Annotated in this window: 10 protein-coding genes; 7 read left to right on the forward strand and 3 right to left on the reverse strand. The window is 75.7% G+C overall.

Annotated features, from left to right (window positions below; all coding sequences use genetic code 11):
• Positions 1 to 111 precede the first annotated feature (111 nt).
• The 7 genes from MNZ27_RS13090 to MNZ27_RS13120 are packed head-to-tail and all read left to right on the forward strand — an operon-like array spanning position 112 to position 5,782.
• On the forward strand, positions 112 to 864 hold the full coding sequence (locus MNZ27_RS13090) for a MotA/TolQ/ExbB proton channel family protein (protein ID WP_242394523.1): 753 nt from the start codon (positions 112 to 114) through the stop codon (positions 862 to 864).
• 17 nt (positions 865 to 881) lie between these two features.
• Positions 882 to 1,340, forward strand: coding sequence for a protein TolR (gene tolR / locus MNZ27_RS13095; RefSeq protein ID WP_242394533.1), 459 nt, complete (start codon positions 882 to 884; stop codon positions 1,338 to 1,340).
• Positions 1,337 to 2,173 (forward strand): energy transducer TonB, encoded by an 837-nt coding sequence (locus MNZ27_RS13100; RefSeq protein ID WP_242394524.1) that lies wholly within the window; start codon positions 1,337 to 1,339, stop codon positions 2,171 to 2,173. Before tolR ends, MNZ27_RS13100 begins: the two co-directional genes overlap by 4 nt.
• A gap of 18 nt (positions 2,174 to 2,191) precedes the next feature.
• On the forward strand, positions 2,192 to 3,490 hold the full coding sequence (locus MNZ27_RS13105; protein WP_242394525.1) for a protein TolB: 1,299 nt from the start codon (positions 2,192 to 2,194) through the stop codon (positions 3,488 to 3,490).
• A gap of 49 nt (positions 3,491 to 3,539) precedes the next feature.
• Complete coding sequence (locus MNZ27_RS13110; protein ID WP_242394526.1) at positions 3,540 to 4,460, forward strand: Ppx/GppA phosphatase family protein; 921 nt, start codon at positions 3,540 to 3,542, stop codon at positions 4,458 to 4,460.
• Positions 4,460 to 5,107 (forward strand): class I SAM-dependent methyltransferase, encoded by a 648-nt coding sequence (locus tag MNZ27_RS13115; RefSeq protein ID WP_242394527.1) that lies wholly within the window; start codon positions 4,460 to 4,462, stop codon positions 5,105 to 5,107. Before MNZ27_RS13110 ends, MNZ27_RS13115 begins: the two co-directional genes overlap by 1 nt.
• A 15-nt stretch (positions 5,108 to 5,122) precedes the next feature.
• The gene (locus tag MNZ27_RS13120) at positions 5,123 to 5,782 is read left to right on the forward strand and encodes an MtnX-like HAD-IB family phosphatase (protein WP_242394528.1); all 660 of its coding nucleotides are present in this window, start codon (positions 5,123 to 5,125) and stop codon (positions 5,780 to 5,782) included.
• 365 nt (positions 5,783 to 6,147) lie between these two features.
• On the opposite strand, the gene MNZ27_RS13125 is transcribed toward MNZ27_RS13120, so the two are convergent.
• The 3 genes from MNZ27_RS13125 to MNZ27_RS13135 form a co-directional block, all read right to left on the reverse strand.
• Positions 6,148 to 9,195: an outer membrane protein assembly factor gene (locus MNZ27_RS13125; RefSeq protein WP_242394529.1), complete on the reverse strand. Its 3,048-nt coding sequence runs from the start codon at positions 9,193 to 9,195 to the stop codon at positions 6,148 to 6,150.
• Positions 9,196 to 9,212: 17 nt separating this feature from the next.
• Positions 9,213 to 13,124 (reverse strand): translocation/assembly module TamB domain-containing protein, encoded by a 3,912-nt coding sequence (locus MNZ27_RS13130; RefSeq protein ID WP_242394530.1) that lies wholly within the window; start codon positions 13,122 to 13,124, stop codon positions 9,213 to 9,215.
• Between the two features lie 112 nt (positions 13,125 to 13,236).
• Positions 13,237 to 14,157 (reverse strand): ExeA family protein, encoded by a 921-nt coding sequence (locus MNZ27_RS13135; protein WP_242394531.1) that lies wholly within the window; start codon positions 14,155 to 14,157, stop codon positions 13,237 to 13,239.
• Between the last annotated feature and the right edge of the window lie 174 nt (positions 14,158 to 14,331).

Raw genomic sequence — 14,331 nt, forward strand, 5'->3', positions numbered from 1 at the left:
GCGCGCCGGACGTTTTCTTCGGGAACCCCAGCTCCCCCGCGAGAATGAGGCCGGGTGCGAACCGCACCCACCTCCTGGTCTCGTGCTACTAGAGGTGCCCCCGACCCCGCCATGACGACCGCCTCAGCGCTCCTCCCCTTCCTCGCCGCTCGCCCGGTGCTCGCCGCCGCCTCGGACGGCGACGGCCTCGACTACCTCGAGATGGCCCGCCACTCCGGGCCGATCGGCCTCGCCGTCCTCCTGCTGCTGCTCTGCGCGTCGGCGGTGTGCTGGGCCATCATCGTGAAGAAGTGGCTCCAGATCCGGCGGGCGCAGGACGAGTCGGTGAAGTTCCTCGAGACCTTCTGGCAGTCGAAGCGGCTCGACGCGATCTACCAGGCGGCCGAGTCCCTCTCCGGCTCGCCGCTGTCGCACGTGTTCCGCGCCGGGTACGTCGAGCTCTCGAAGGTGACGGCCGGGAAGCGGGAGAACGGCGAGCGCGGCCTGGCCGAGGAGATGGGCGGGATCGAGAACGTCGAGCGCGCCCTCAAGCGGGCCGCGGCCTCCGAGGTGACCGCGCTCGAGCGCCAGGTGCCGTTCCTCGGCACCACCGCGAGCGCGGCCCCCTTCGTCGGCCTCTTCGGCACGGTGTGGGGCATCATGAGCGCGTTCCACGACATCTACCGGATGGGGAACGCGAACCTCGCCACGGTGGCGCGGCCGATCTCCGAGGCCCTCATCGCCACCGCGGTGGGCCTGTTCGCCGCGATCCCGGCGGTCGTCGCCTACAACTTCTTCATCTCCAAGATCCGGGTGCTCGACAGCGAGATGACGAACTTCTCGAGCGACTTCCTCAACATCGTCCGCCGCCACTTCTTCAGCTAGGAGGCCCGGCCGTGGCGATGTCCAGCGGCGGCGGTGGCCGCCAGACCCTCACCGAGATCAACGTCACGCCCCTCGTGGACGTGATGCTGGTGCTGCTCATCATCTTCATGGTCGCCGCGCCCCTCATCCAGCAGGGCGTCGAGGTGAACCTGCCCGACGCGCGGGCGAAGGCCGTGGACGCGGAGGAGCAGAAGCTCGTCCTCTCCATCAAGCGCGACCGGACGCTCTGGCTCGGCTCGACCGAGGACGCGGCCGAGATCCCGTACGACCGCCTCGAGGACAAGCTCCGCGCGAACCCCCGCGCCCAGAAGGATCACGAGCTTTACCTCATGGCGGACAAGGGGCTCCCGTACGGGTTCGTGGTGGACGTGATGGCGACGGTGCAGCGCGCGGGCATCGTGAACGTCGGGATGATCACGAACCCCGCGCCGGAGCACGTCCGGGCGGCGCCGGAGAAGGAGGCGCGGCGCCGATGAGCATCCCGGTGGCCACCGCGCTCGGCCGCCGCGACCGGATCTGGCCGGCGATCCTCGCCTCGGCGGCGGTGCACGGCGCGGTGCTGGCCTGGGCCCTCACCGCCGCGTCGCGCCCGGAGATCGAGCTCCAGCAGCGGCCCATCGTGGCGAAGCTGGTGCGGCTCGGGCAGAAGCGGCCGGATCAGCTCCTCCCGCGGAAGTCCGCGCCGGAGCCGCCGCCCGCGCCCGCCCCCGTGGCCGCCGCGCCGACCCCGCCGGCACCGGCCCCCGCCCCCGCCGCCCCGGCCCCCCACCCCAACCCGACCGCGAAGCCGGCACCGATCGCGACGCGCCCGCCGATCCCTGCCCACGCCCCGACCCCCGCCCGTGCCCCGTCCCCCGCCCCGGCGCCCCGCGCGGCGCCCGCCCGCACCCCGAGCGCGACCGCGGGGAGCGGCGCGTCGGTCTCGTCGATCCTCGCCGGCGCGCGCCACGCCCAGGCGCAGGAGCAGTGGGGCTCCCCGGACGGCGATCCGGCCGGCGACTCCGACTCCGCCGAGGAGGGCGATCGCTACCTCGCCCAGGTCCGGCGCATCCTCCAGGCGAACTACCGCGTCCCGGCGACGATCTCGGAGCGGGACCAGCTCCACCTCCAGGGGAGCATCGTCCTCTACATCGAGCCCGACGGACGCATCTCCCGCTGGCGCCTCGACCGCCCCAGCGGGAACGGCGCCTTCGACGCCGCGCTGGAGCGGACGCTCGGCGAGACCCGCCGGTTGCCTCCTCCGCCCGACGCCTTCCGGCAGCAGTACCGCTCCGGCGGCGTCCAGGTGATCTTCAAGATCCTCGGCTGACCTTCGGAGCTTCCTCACATGTCCCTGCGCGCCCACGCCATCGCCGTGCTCCTCCTCGCCGCGCCCGCCGCGGCGCAGGAGCGGCCCACCATCGTCGTCGGCTCCCCCGAGTTCCGTCCCCTCCCCCTCGCCGTCGTGGAGTTCGGCGGCGACGCGGAGGCCCGCCGCGCCGCCGCGGAGGCCACCGCGCTGGTCCGCGCCGACCTGACGCTCTCGGGCCTGTTCGACGTCCTCGATCCCAAGGGCTTCCTCGCGGATCCGACGGAGGGCTACGCCCCCACCGCCATCAAGTTCGCGCGGTGGGCCGACGTGGGCGCCGACGGGCTGGTGAAGGCCCGCCTCGCGCGCACCGCGACCGACCTCGCCGGCGAGCTGCACCTGTACGACGTCCGGGGCGGGCGCGAGGTGCTCGCGAAGACGATCCACGTCGCGGCGTCCGAGCCCCGCCGGCTGGCGCACCGGATCGCCGACGAGATCGTCCGGTACTACACGCACGAGCCGGGCGTCTTCGCCACGCAGATCGCCGCCGTGCGCAAGCGCCCCGGCGCGTACGAGCTGGTCCTGCTCGACGTGGACGGCGGCTCCCCGCGCGTGCTCCTCTCCGAGCGGAGGGCGCTCATGGCCCCGACGTGGCGCCCCGACGGCAGGGAGCTCCTCGTCACGAGCTACCGCACCGGGCGCCCCGAGATCTGGGCGTACCGGCTGGCGGACCGGTCCTTCCGACAGCTCGGCGGGATCCCCAACTCGATGGGCGGCGTCTACTCGCCGGACGGGAGCCGGATCGCCTTCTCCGTCACGAAGGACGGGAACACGCACCTGTGGGTGATGAACGCGGACGGCGGCGGCGCGCGGCAGCTCACCCACGAGCGGTGCATCGACGTGACCCCGACCTGGTCCCCGGACGGCCGCCAGATCGCGTTCTCCTCGGACCGCGCCGGCAGCTCGCAGCTCTACGTGATCGGCGCCGACGGCGGCAACCTCAGGCGGCTCACCTTCCAGGGCAACTACAACCAGACGCCGCAGTGGAGCCCGCGGGGCGACCAGATCGCCTTCACCGCCCGCGACGAGCGGCTGGTGTTCGACGTCTTCGCCATCTCGCCCGCGACCGGGACGATCACGCGCCTCACGCAGGACCAGGGGCGCACCAACGAGGAGCCGTCCTGGGCGCCGAACGGGCGCCTCCTCGTGTTCCGGACCGACCGGGGCGGGATCTGGCAGCTCGTGGTGTCCGACGCGCACGGCGACCGCCAGACGGTGATCGCGGGCGCGCGCGGGACCGAGCTCGCCGGCGCGGCGTGGGGCCCGGCGCAGGAGTAGATCCTCTTGGCCGCCGGGCCCGCGCGGGCGCCGGCATGGAGACCTCAGGTTGACCGAGCGCTACGCCGCGATCGACGTCGGCACGAACACCGTCCTCCTCCTCGTCGCCGAGCGGCGCGGCGCGACGCTCGCGCCGGTGCTCGAGCGCGCGGAGATCACCCGGCTGGGCCGCGGCGTGGACGCCGCCGGCCGCCTCGATCCCGCCGCGCTCCGCGACACCGTCCGCGTGATCGCCGAGTACGCCGCCGCCGCCCGCGGCCTCGGCGCCCGCGTCCTCGCCTGCGTCGCCACGAGCGCCGCGCGGGACGCCGCGAACGGGGCCGAGTTCTTCGCGGCGGTCCGGGAGCAGGCCGGGCTCTCGGCGGAGATCATCTCCGGGGACGAGGAGGCGCGGCTCGTCTACGCGAGCGCGGTCCGGGACTTCGGTGCGGGGGGACCGCTCGCGGTCCTCGACGTCGGCGGCGGCTCGACCGAGTTCATCGTCGGCGAGGGGCCCGCCCCGCGCGCACGGACCAGCCTCCAGGTCGGCGCCGTGCGCCTCACCGAGCGGCACGTCACCACGGACCCGATCGCCCCGGCGGAGTGGCGCCGGCTGCGGGCCGCCGCCCGCGAGGCGCTCGCGCCCGTCGCCGGCCTCGCCGCGCGCGACGGCGCGACGCTCTTCGGCGTCGCGGGGACGGTCACCACGCTGTGCGCCGTCTCCCTGGCGCTCCCGGTCTACGAGGCGGGGCAGGTGCACGGCCGGGTGATGACCCGCGCCGAGGTGGAGGCGCTCCTCGAGCGGCTCGCCGCGCTGCCGGTCGCCGCCCGCGCGGCGCTGCCCGGGATGGAGCCGAAGCGGGCCGACGTGATCCTGGCCGGCGGCGCGATCGTCGCGGAGGCGATGGACCTCGCCGGCTTCGACCGGCTCACGGTCTCGGACCGCGGCGTGCGCTGGGGGCTGCTCTACGACCGCCTCCCTCCGGTGTGATGAGCTCCCGGATCGCCCGCGCCTACGCGACCTTCGCCTTCGGGCCGGGCGCGGCGATCTACGCGTTCCTCGTCGATCACGACGCCTGGCGGCGCGACGTCCGGGCGATGGCCCGGCTCGTCTCCGGCCAGCGCGTCCTCGACCTGGGCATCGGCCCGGGCGCGAGCGCCCTCGCGCTGGCGGCAGCCGATCCGGCCCGGCGGCCCATCGGGCTCGACCGCTCCCGCCAGATGCTCCGGCGCGCCGCCGCGGCGGCGGCCGCCGCCCGCGTCCGGCTCCCGCTCGTCCGCGCGGACGCGGGGGCCCTCCCGCTCCGGCCCGGCGCCCTCGATGGCGCGACCGGCCACAGCGTCCTCTACCTGCTCCCGGATCCCGCGGCCGCGCTCGTGGAGCTGCGCGCCGCGCTCCGCCCCGGCGGCCGGGTCGCTTTCCTCGAGCCCCGGGCCGGGCCGCTCCCGGCGCGCGCCCTCCGCGGCGGCGTCCGCGTCGCCGCGGCGATGCTCCTCTGGCGCGGGATGTCCCGCCTCCACCGCCGCTTCACCGAGGCCGGGCTCGCCGCGCTCCTCGACGCGGCGGGGTTCCGGGCGGCCCGGGCCTGGCCCGTGCTCCGGGGGTTCGGCGTGATGGCGACGGCGGAGCGCCCGTAGTACACCTCGCCCTCCATGCTCTCGCCCACCCCCTGGGCCGTCGTCTGCGACTTCGACGGGACCGCGCTCACCGAGGACCTCGGCGACCAGGTCGCCTACCGCTTCGCGGGCGTGGACCACTACCGGGCCGCGGCCGCCCGGTACCAGGTGGGCGAGCTCGACTTCGGGCGGCTGCTCGTCGAGATCTTCGGCGGCATCCGCGCGACGCGCGAGGAGATCGCGGCGTTCGCCCTCGACCGGTTCGCCTGGCGCCCCGGGTTCGAGGCGTTCGTCGCGGCGTCGCGCGACGCCGGCCGGCGGTTCCTCGTCGTCTCCTCGGGGCTCGACGTCTACATCGAGCCGGTGCTCGACCGGCTCGCGCCCGAGCTCCGCACCCACGTCGAGCTGCGCGCGAACCGCGCGCGCTGTGCGCCCGACGGGCTCACGGTGGCGTTCCACGGCGAGGACTGCGGGTCCTGCGGCTTCTGCAAGGGGCACGTCGTCCGCGAGCTGCAGGCCGCCGGCAGCCGGGTGGTGCTCTGCGGCGACGGGACCGGGGACCGGCACGCCGCCGACGCCGCCGATCGCGTCTTCGCGCGCAAGGGCTCGTCCCTCGTCCGGTACTGCGCCGAGCGCGGGATCCCGCACGACGTCTTCGAGACGTTCCACCAGGTGATGGAGCGGTTCCGGGGGTAGGCGAAGCCCCGTGGCCGTGCCCGTGACCGCACCCGTGCCCGTCTCCCGCATCCCCCTTGGCCCGTGTCTCCGTCGGGGCACGGGATCGGGCCCACGGGAGTCGGGAACGGGGTCACGGGCAGGGATGACGGGTTCGCGTGCGGGTTCGGGTTCGGGGCGAGCGCGTCTGCGTATCCCGCGAATCCGTACCCGCACCCCGTACCCCGTGTCCCCTGGCCCGTGTCTCCGTCGGATCACGGCGATCGGGCCACGGGGCCACGGGAGCCGGTCCACGGGTCACGCAAGTCCGGTGACGGTGACGGAACACGGTTCACGGGTTCGCGTTCGGGTCCGGGGCGAGCGCTTCTGCGCAACGCCCTCGCCCGTCAGAACAGCCCGATCGAAAAGTGCGGCGCGAAGACCCGCTCGTTGATGGCCCGATCCGGCGTGACGTTGAACCCGAAGTCCAGCGCCGCCGGGCCGACCGGCGTCACGAACCGGAGCCCCACGCCGACGTTCGTGCGTAGCGAGAGCGGCTCGAACGCGTTCGGGTCGAGCCACAGGTTGCCGACGTCCACGAAGAAGCCGGCCTCCACCGACGGCGTGAGCGACAGGCGCACCTCGCTCTTCACGAGCAGGAACGCCTCGCCGCCCTCCGAGATCGCCCGCTGCCCCGCCGCGATCTCGCGCCCCTGCGCGGTGCAGCCGACGCCGGTCACGGACGTCGCGCAGGCCCGGCCCGCCGCGGCCAGATCGCCCCGGACGTCCTCCGGGATCATCTCCTCCTCCGCGTAGCCGCGCATCGTGGAGGCGCCGCCCAGGAAGAACCGGCGCGGGATGATCGTCCGCGACGCGGAGTCGAGGGGGAACACCCGACCGCCCCGGAGCGAGAGCGCGACCACGCTCGCCTTGCCGACGGGCAGGTAGCCCGAGAGCGTCCCCGACAGCTTCAGCATGTTCGTGTGGATGTCCGAGCCGGGGAGCAGCCCGAGGGCGACCCGATCGATGCCGCTGCCGAGCGAGTGCCCGTACTCGAGGGCGCCGGCCGCGAACCATCCCCGGTGCGGGTGCGCGGCGTTGTCGCGGAAGTCGACGGTGAAGGACGGGCGGAGGACCTGGAGCGTGGTCACGCCCTCGTCGAACCGGAGCCGCTCGATGTCCGCCTGCGTGAGCTGCCCGACGAACGGGGTCCGCCTGATGTCGTCCACCTCGAGCTCGTACTGGAGCGAGGCCCCGATCCGCGAGGTGAGGCCGACGTCGAGGCCCGCGACCGCGCTGCGGCGGCGGAGGTCGTAGGCCCGCCGGTGCAGGACCTCGCCGATGGCGTCCGCGCGCGCGCTCGCCTGGAACGGCAGGAGGTCGAGCCGCGCCCAGCGCAGCCCGACGTCGCCGCGCCCCTCGATCCGCTCGCCGAAGTCCTTGCCCGAGACGTCCGGCCCGAACCCGCCGACGTCCACGAGGTAGTTCACCTTCCCCCGGGCGGCGAACTCGATCGCGCGGCCGAGCACGTTCGGCCGGGTGTACTCCAGATCGGCGCGCGGCCCGTTCGCGATGGAGTAGCCGATCCCCTGCGTGAGGGTCGCGTACGGCCCCTCCGCGAGCTCCACCTCGAGATCCTTCACGGGCTGCGGAGACTCCGGATCCTGGAGCTTCAGGTTCACCGAGCGGAAGACCCCGAGCCGGAGCAGGGACGCGTTGCTCTTCGCGATCGCCTCCGGGTCGTAGACCTGCCCCTCGCCGATCGCGAGCGCGCCGCGGATCACCTCGGGACGCGTGCGCTTGTTGCCGGCGAGGAGGATCTGCCCGATCCGGACCTGCGGCCCCTCCTCGACCACGAAGCGGACCGCCGCCACGTGGCGCTCGCGGTCCAGGTCCTCGCGCGCCTCGACGCGGGCATAGAAGTAGCCGCGCGACAGGTACAGGCGGAGGATCGCGACCCGCGTCGCCTCCACCCGATCGAACGCGAGCGGCTCGCCCGGCGCGAGGCGCGCCTCGTGCGCCAGCTCCGGGAGCGACACCGCCGCGTTCCCCTCGAACGAGATCGACTCGACCCGGGTGAGCGGCCCCTCGCGGAACCGCACCGTCACGTCGGCGACGCGGCGCCGGTCGTCCAGCGTCACCCCGCCGCCGAGGTACACCGCCTCGAGCCAGCCGTCCGCCCGGTAGCCGTCCACGACCCGCTCGGCGGCCCGGTCCCAGGAGTCCTCCTCCCACCGGGCCGCCGCGCCGAGCGCCGGCGGCGGGGTCGGCGGCGGGGTGACGCCGGGGACGGACGCGAGCAGCGCGCGCGCCGCGTCGTCCTCGCCGCCGGAGGGCTCGGGCTCCTCGCCCTCGAGGTACGCGACCAGCCGCTGCCGGACCGTCGCCGCGTCCCACTGCGAGGTGCCCTCGATCGCCACCGGCCCGAGCCGGTACGGGAGCCCCTCCGCGACGTGGAAGATCACCGCGAGGTCGTCCCCGCGCTGCTGCTCCTCCGCCTCGACGCGGGCCCCGGCGAACCCGCGCGACCGGTAGAAGGTTCGCAGCCGCTCCGCCGCGGCGTCGATGGCCGGGGCGTCCAGCGGCTGGTCCTCCTCGACCCCGAGGCGGCGCTGCAGCGCGATCGCGGGGAACCGCTCGTTGCCGCGGAAGACGAGCGTGACGCGGGGCCCGACCACGACGGGGAGCTCCACGTCGGCCAGGCCTCCCTCCAGCGTGACGGCCGGCGCGCCGACGCGGGCGCGCCGGTAGCCGGCGCGGTACAGGTCCGACCGGAGCGTCCGGACGTCCTCGGCGAGCACGTCCTGATCCAGGATCGCGCCCGGCCGCGTCCGCAGCCGGCCGGCGAGGGCGGCGGCCGGGTCGCCGGCGCTCCCGGCGCGGAGCGTCCGCACGCGGGTCGGCGCGCCGGCGCGGATCTCCACCGTCACGCTGACGAGCGCGTCGCCCTGCACCTCCGTCTCGATCGCCGCGTCGCGGTAACCGCGCTTCGCGAGGAGCGCCCGCGCGCGGTCCACCGCGTCCTGCAGCGCGGCCTCGTCGAACGGATCGCCCACCTCGAGGCGGAGCGCCTGGCGGACGGCGTCCTCGTTCGGCAGGCCGCCGACCTTCCGCAGCGCGATCCGCTCGATGCGCCGGACCGGCAGCGCCTCCACCGCGAGCCGGACCCACGCGCCCGCGCCACCCTGCGGCGGCGCCGCGGGGAGCTCGCGGATGACGACGCTCCGGTACCGGCCGGTCAGGTACAGTCGCTGCACGGTGAGCCGCAGCGCGCGGATCGAGAGCGGCTCCCCCACCGCGACGGCGACGAGGGCCGCGGCCGCCTCGCGGGGCTCGCCGTCGGGCAGCCGGAGCTCGATCCCGGCGACCCGCGGCGGGGTGTCCCCGGCCCGCGCCGACCCGGCGGCGAGCGCGAGCGCGAGCGCGACGCCCCGCGCCCACCGCCCGGTCCCCACGCGTGGAGCTCCGCGGGTCACCGGTCGGTCCATTCCCAGCGCAGCTTCAGATCGACGCCGTGATCGCCCGTGGCCACGTCGGGGTTGTCGTCCTCCCATTGGTACTGCACGGCGGTGTGCCGCCCGAGGCGCACCTCGGCCTGCGCCGTGCGGCCGCGGGCGGCCCCGAGCGGCGCCTGGAAGCGGAGCCGGAGCCGATCGCGGAGCAGCCACGACTCGAACTCCGCCCGCGGCTCGACCTGGCCGGTCTCCTCGGAGTACGCGCTCGTGATCCGCATGGAGAGATCGCGGATGGGCCCGCCCCGCGGCAGGAACCGCTTCACCTGCTCGTCCAGGCCGGACGCGGAGAAGAGCGCCTGCGCCGCGGCGGCGGTGGCGACCCCGCTCACCCCGGTGCCGGCCACCGCGTCCCGCCGCGTGAACCCGAGCGACAGGAGCGTGACGATGTCCGGCTGGGGCAGCGGCGGGACGCTCGTGAGGATCACGTCGGGGCGGGAGAGCGAGCCGGACACGGCGAGGAGCACCTCGTAGTCCCGCACCTGCGACTGACCGTGCACGTCGAGGGCGATCTCGATCTTGTGCCGGTCGGTGAACTCGAGCACCGCGTGCGTGAGGTTGAACTCGTTCCCCCGGAAGGCGAGGCGGCTCCCCTCCCCCATGGCGAGGCTGCCGACCACGCCGGGCGACGCCAGCGTCCCGGTGACGGTGAGCGCGCCGGCGAGCGGGCCGCGGACGAGGTCGTTCTCCACCCGCGCGTCCCCGTCCACCGCGAGCTGCACGTCGAGCTGGAGCCACTCGCCGGACTTGTCGTAGGGGCGCGGCGGGGGCGGCGGGCGGCGCCGGAGCTCGAGGAGGCTGCCCTCGAGATCCACGTCGGCCGTGTAGCGCGCGCGCACCACGTGCAGCAGCCCAGAGAGCACCGCCGCCTCGGGCGTGCCCGCCACCTGCGCGTGGCCGCGGAGCGTCACCGGGAGGTAGGCGGGCACCGCCACCGGCACGTCGGCGAGCTCCGCCTCGACCCGCACGCGCGACGGGACGAGCCGCGCGAGCTCCACCTCGCCCCCGAGCCGCACCGTCCCGCCGTTCACGTCCGCGGTGAGGCCGTCGAAGAGCACCCGGTTCTGCGAGAAGGCGAGGTCCCCCTTCACGCCCGAGAAGGCCACCGCCGCGCCGCGGAGCTGGAACCCGCCGTCGGAGATCCGGCCGGCGCCCACCAGCGCCGGCTCGTCGAGCGTCCCGCCCACGTGCGCCTCGAGCGCGAGCTGCCCGTGCGCGTGGCGCAGGGTGGGGACGAGCGCGCCGAGGAGCCGGAGGTCCACGCCGCCCTCCGCGGCCACGTCGAGCTGCCCCGCCGGGCCGTACGCCCCCGACACCCGGAGCTCCGTGTTCACCCCGCGCAGCGTGAGCGGCGCGAGCGCGAGCCGGCCGCCGGCGTAGGAGAGGACCGCCGGCGCCGCCGCCTCGACCTTCAGATCGGCGTAGGACGCCTGGAGCCGGTCGAGGGTGATCGTCGCGCGGTCCCGGGCGGGATCGTCGAGCGCGCCCTGGGCGGTCGCGGTCCCGTGGAGCTGCGCGCGCAGCCCGGCCGGCGCCCCGGGGACGAGGCGCGCCGCGTCCTCGAGCGCGACGGCGGCCCGCGCCGTGAACGGCCGCGCGCCGTCGAGCTGGACCTCGGCGGAGGCGTCGACCCCCTCCGCGCTCGCCGTGAGCACCAGCCGTCGCTCCACGAGCGTCCCGCCCGCCTGCACCGTCCCGAGGCGCACGCCGCCCAGCGAGACGCCGTCGCCGTTCGCCGCGAACCGGACCTTCGGGTGCTCGTACGAGCCCTCGAGCGTGGCCTTCCCGCTCGCCGACCCCTCCCACCTCCCCGGGAGCTGCAGCTCCGCGATCGGCACGCCGGCGAAGGCGGCGTCGAGCCTCCACGGGAACGGCGGCGCGACGCCCCAGCGCCCCTCCACGCGCGCCACGCCGGTGCCGCGCCGCAGCTCCGCCCGATCGAGCCGGATCGTCTCGCCGGCGAGGATCTTCCCCGTGGCGCGGCCGGACTCCCACCGCCGCCCGAGCAGCGCGCCCGCGCCGAGCCGCGCGTCGAAGTCTGCGTCCAGCGCGCCGGCGGGGCCCGTCCCGCTGCCGACCAGCTCGACGTCGCCGTCCACCACCTCGCGCAGGCTCCGGGTGCGCGGCAGCCAGTCGCGGACCGCGTCGAGGAGGTCGCGGACCCGCCCCCGCGCCTCGAGGCGCGAGGACACCACGCGCGGCTGGGCGCTCGACAGATCGACGACCGCGTCGGCGCGGTACCGCGTCGCGCCGAGCGTCCCCTCCGCGCCGTGGAAGCCGAGGAGGAACGCGTCGTAGTCGAACGGGGTGGCGACGCTCCCGAGGTCGATGTCGAGGAAGCGGAAGCCGTCGGCGCGCGCGCGCCCGACGATGCGCGGGTTCCCGTACGGCGCCGCGCCGACGGAGACCTCGATCGTGCCGAGCCCGCCCAGCGGGGCGTTCGCCACGCGACCGAGCGCGGAGAAGTCCACCTCGCCCCGGCAGCTCACCGAGAACCCGCGCTCGGTCTTGAAGTGCACGGCCCCGTCCGCCTCGAGCGTGCCGCGCCCCACCGCGAGGCGGGCGCGGTCGAAGAAGATCCCGTCGCCGGTGACCCGCACGCCGGTGTCGAGCCGTCCCTTCGAGAACGCGATCACGCCGGGATCGCCCGCCCCCACCGACCAGGACCGGGTGAGCGCCTTGAACCCGTGGAGGTCTCCGGCAAAGGAGCCGGCGAGCTCCGGCGGCGAGAGGGTCCCCGCGATCCGCCCCTTCCCGTGGAGCTTGACCGTGACCCACGGCCCCCGCACGCCGAGCCGGTCGAGCACCTCGGCGAGGTCCACCCCGGCCGCGTCCACCTCCGCGTCCACGGGCACGCCGGGCGCGAGCTTCACCACGCCGCGGGCCACGGCGCTGCCGCCCTGGGCCGCCACCGCGAGCCGCTCGACCGCGATCGCGCCGGGCTCGAGCCGCAGCTTCGCCTCGGCGTCGCCGAGGATCCAGCGGCCGACGCGGACGGCCCGGGTGCGGACGGTCCCGGACAGCGCGGGGGACGCGGGGGCGCCGGCGATGCGCGCCTCGAGGGACGCCGAGCCCTCGACGGCGGACGCGACCCCGCCGAGCGCGAGGAGCGCCTTCACCGGCCCCTCCGCGCGGGCGGTGACGTCGAGCCGCGGCGCGCAGAGGTCCTTCACCCGGCCGCGCACCGAGAGCCGCGCGCCGCCGACCTCCGCGGCGGCCGAGGCGATCTCGAGGCTGGAGAGGTCCAGCGCCAGCTCCGCGTCGGCCTCGAGCCGCGCCGCCGCGAAGCGCCGACCGCCCGCGGTGACCCGGATGGGCCCGGTCTCGACCGCGAAGCGCGTGCGCCGCGCGGGGGACGCGAGGGCGCGGAGCGTCCGCGCGGGACGGCGCGAGCGGATCCCGAGCCGCTCGACCTCGATCCGGCGCCCGCCCGGCAAGGTCAGGTCGAGCGCGCCGTCCTCCACGTCCACGCGGTGGATCTCGAAGCGCCCCAGGAACGGGGGCGGGCACGCCGCGTCGCCGCCGCCCCTCACCGAGAGGGCGAGCCGCGGCCGGACCAGCGACACGCGCTCCAGGTGGAGCTGGCGCCCCAGGGCCTGCACCGGCGCGAGCCGCGCCGAGAGCGCGTCCGCGGTGAAGACCGGCGCGTCGGGCGGGCCGAGGACGACCCGCTCCGCCTCGACCGCGAACCGAAGGGGATCCACGCGACAGGAGGCGAACGAGAGCGCCAGGCCGGTGGCCGCCTCGACGCGCGAGGCCGCCATGCCGCAGATCCGCTCCCCCGCCCAGCGCGTGCGCAGGACCGCCAGCGTCGCGACGACCAGGGCTGCGACGAGCGCGAGGAGCGCGAGGGCGATGGTCCGCTTCTTCAAGGTGATCGGGGCTCCGCTCTTCGATTCTCTCGCGCGCGCGGCGCGGCGCCAAGCTCGCGGCCGGTTCGCCCGCGGTGTGGGATGGACGCGTCAGGTGGCGACGGGCTCGGGCCTACTTCGCGCCGAGCGACTCGAGGTAGCGGTCGATCTCGGCGAGGTCGAGCCGCGCCGGCGCGGCCGATCCGCCCGCGCCCGGAGCCGGCGCGCTCGCCCCGCTCGAGGGCTCGATCGCCAGGTCGCGAGCCACCCGATCGACCAGACGCTCGTCGAGGTCCCGGGCGCGCGCGACGAAACCCTCGAAGAGCGCGTTGTCGCAGAGGGTGTTGATGAGGCGCGGCGTGCCACGGGTGTGCGCGTGGACGCGCGCGACGGCGCCGGGGGTGAAGGGCACGCGCGGAGCCCCGGCGAGCCGCAGCCGGTGGCGCACGTACGCCTCGGTGGCCTCCGCGCTGAGCGGCTCGAGCCGGTACTTGAGCGCGACCCGCTGCGCGAGGGGCGGATCGAGCCGCAGGTTGTCCTCGATCTCGGGCAGGCCGAAGAAGACGAAGGAGAGGAGCTTCCGCTCCGGGACCTCGAGGTTCAGCAGGCCGCGGAACTCCTCCATGATCTCCCGCGACGAGAGCATCTGCGCCTCGTCGATGAGGATGACCGCCTTCTTGCCCGACTCGTAGATCCGGACCAGCCGCTGGTACACCTGCGCGAGGAGCGCGAGCTTCTCGTCGGCGGGGCTCTCGACGCCGAGCTGGAGCGCGATGCGCTTCAGGAGCCAGCTCGCGGTGATCCCCGAGTGGACGATGACGAGGAGCGCAGCCTCGTACTCCTCCTCCGGGAGGCTGTCGAGCATCCGGCGCGCGAGGGTGGTCTTCCCCGCGCCGATGTCCCCCACCAGCACAGCGAGCCCCTTCATCGAGGAGACCGCGTGATTGAGGCGCATGAGCGCCTGCGCGTGCTGCGCGGACGAGTAGTAGAAGCGCGACACCGGCGCGTTCGAGAAGGGCTCCTGGGCCAGCTCGTAGAATTCGAGGTAGTTCACGCGCGTCCTGGGATCCTAGAGGTAGCCGATGTTCTTCTTCGGCCCGGGCGCCTGGGGCCCGGGCTGGGCCGGGCGCGGGGCGGGTTTCGCGGCGGGCGACGCCGCGGCGGAACCAGGGCGGCCCGCCGATCGCGCCGTGCCGGGGCCGGTCCGCGCCGCCGGGCCTGCCGCGCC

The organism is Anaeromyxobacter oryzisoli (genome assembly GCF_022690765.1).
GTDB classification, from domain to species: domain Bacteria; phylum Myxococcota; class Myxococcia; order Myxococcales; family Anaeromyxobacteraceae; genus Anaeromyxobacter; species Anaeromyxobacter oryzisoli.